Raw genomic sequence first — 2,246 nt, forward strand, 5'->3', positions numbered from 1 at the left:
GCATGGATTCAATCGCCATTTCTGCTCCTTGCTTGTAAGAGTCTGCTTTGCCACAAAGTTTTAATAATCCGCCAGTATTCATGGCAACCGCCGCTTGGTGCGCGGCCTCACCTTTGCCAATGAGTACATTTTCAATTAGAGTTTTGTTTTCTTCTGGTTCGCCACCTTTAATGGCGTCTAACGGGTAGTTTTCAAGTCCAAAATCTTGAGGAGAAACTGTAGTTTCTGTTAATTCTGTGCCATTCACTTCCACTACTTGAGTATCGCCATGTAACGCAAATTCATCTAAGCCACTGCCATGTACCACTAAGGCTTTTTTATAACCTAACAGCTGCAAGGTTTTTGCAAAAGGCAATAGCAGCTCTGGTGCATATACCCCAATCACAATATGGCTAGGGCGCGCAGGATTAACCAAAGGTCCTAACAAATTAAAAAGGGTGCGAGTTTTTAAAGTGGTGCGAACGGGCATCGCATGGCGAATACCAGAGTGATAATTAGGTGCAAATAAAAAGCATAAATTCGATTCATCTAAACATTGACGTGCTGTCTCAGCCGACATCGGTAAATTTAAGTGAAACGCTTTAAATAAATCTGCAGAGCCTGACTTACTCGATACACTGCGGTTACCGTGTTTCGCAACTTTTAGGCCACAACTTGCGGCTACAATGGCTGATGCCGAAGAAATATTAATGGTATTGTGGCCATCGCCCCCAGTGCCCACAATATCTGCAAATTCGTAACCTGGGCGTGGGAATGACGATGCGTTAGCGATTAGTGCAGCCGCAGCACCGGCTATTTCTTGGGGCTGTTCACCTTTTATTTTTAAAGCTGTAAGCAGAGACGATAAAACAATATCATCCACTTGACCGGTTACCACCTTTGAAAATACGGCGGTAACATCTTGTTGTTGCAAGTGTTGACCTTGATAAAGCTGTTCAAGAATTGTGTGGATCATAGTGTTTAAACCTTTTCTTGGGTTAAAAATTCAATGCTTTGTTTTAACAATTGGCTACCTTGGGAAGTCAATATCGATTCTGGGTGAAACTGAAACCCCAACATTTTGTCTTCTAAGTGTGCCACTGCCATTGGAATATCAGCAAAATTTGCCAGCACAGATAATTCTTTTGGTATGTTACTGGCCATTAATGAATGGTAACGAGCCACAGGTAAAGGTTGAGGCATATTGGCAAACATTTTATCACCACAATGTTCTATCAATGAAGATTTACCATGCATGACTTTATCGGCGCGAATAATTTTGCCGCCATAGGATTCCACAATGGCTTGGTGACCTAGACAAATTCCTAACACTGGAAATTCGCCTTTTACACCTTCAAGTAAGGCCAACATCGACCCTGCTTGTGATGGATTGCCAGGACCTGGCGATAACATCAACATCACTTGTTTTGATTGCCCGTCTTGCTGTGCTTTGTCTCGCATTTTTTGGAGTATGTTTTCAGCGGGAACATTATTGCGATACACAATGAGCTCTAAGCCAAGGGTTCTTAGTTCATCAACCAAGTTGTAAGTAAAAGAGTCAAAATTATCCAACAAAAACACACAAGTACGAGCTGAGGTTGTTGCGTTAGTTGCTTTATTAACGGTCATTATTCAACTCCTCCTGTTGCAGCATCTTCAGGTTGCGAACTTGAGATAATGGCACTGATAACCGCTTGTGCTTTGCCCCGTGTTTCATCTGCTTCTGATTGTGGATCAGAATCATAAACCACGCCTGCACCTGCTTGAATATAGGCGGTGTGGTTTTTAACAAAGGCAGAGCGGATCACGATACAGGTATCCATGTCACCTTGACTATTCAGATATCCCACAGCGCCGCCATAACTGCCACGGCGCTGTTTTTCAACTTGACGAATTAAGGTCGCTGCACTGACTTTTGGCGCGCCTACTAATGTGCCCATGTTCATACAAGCTTGATAGGCGTTTAAGGCATCTAGATCATCTCGTAATTGCCCTACTACTCGAGAAACCAAATGCATAACATGGGAGTACCTATCTACTTTTAGTAAGTCGGTGACATATCGGGTACCGGGTTTAGATACTTTAGCCACGTCATTGCGTGCTAAATCGACCAACATAATATGTTCAGAACGTTCTTTTTGATCCTCTTGTAAGTTCAGCTCTAAGCGGCAATCTAAATCTAAATCGATACTGCCATCCCTGCGTTTACCTCTGGGGCGTGTTCCAGCAATAGGATCAATCTCCACTCGGCTACTTTGTTTGGAGTA

At 43.1% G+C, this 2,246-nt stretch carries 3 protein-coding genes; all 3 read right to left on the reverse strand.

Annotated elements, in window-relative coordinates:
* On the reverse strand, positions 1-955 hold a 955-nt coding region (gene trpD, locus Q0688_RS14435), incomplete at its 3' end, for an anthranilate phosphoribosyltransferase (protein ID WP_299078072.1).
* Between the two features lie 5 nt (positions 956-960).
* Positions 961-1,608 (reverse strand): aminodeoxychorismate/anthranilate synthase component II, encoded by a 648-nt coding sequence (locus Q0688_RS14440; RefSeq protein WP_299078075.1) that lies wholly within the window; start codon positions 1,606-1,608, stop codon positions 961-963.
* Positions 1,608-2,246: chorismate-binding protein (locus tag Q0688_RS14445; protein WP_299078078.1), on the reverse strand; the 639-nt coding region annotated here is incomplete at its 5' end. The genes Q0688_RS14440 and Q0688_RS14445, both read right to left, overlap by 1 nt.

Source organism: uncultured Paraglaciecola sp. (assembly GCF_937123705.1).
In the GTDB taxonomy this organism is placed as follows: Bacteria; Pseudomonadota; Gammaproteobacteria; order Enterobacterales; family Alteromonadaceae; genus Paraglaciecola.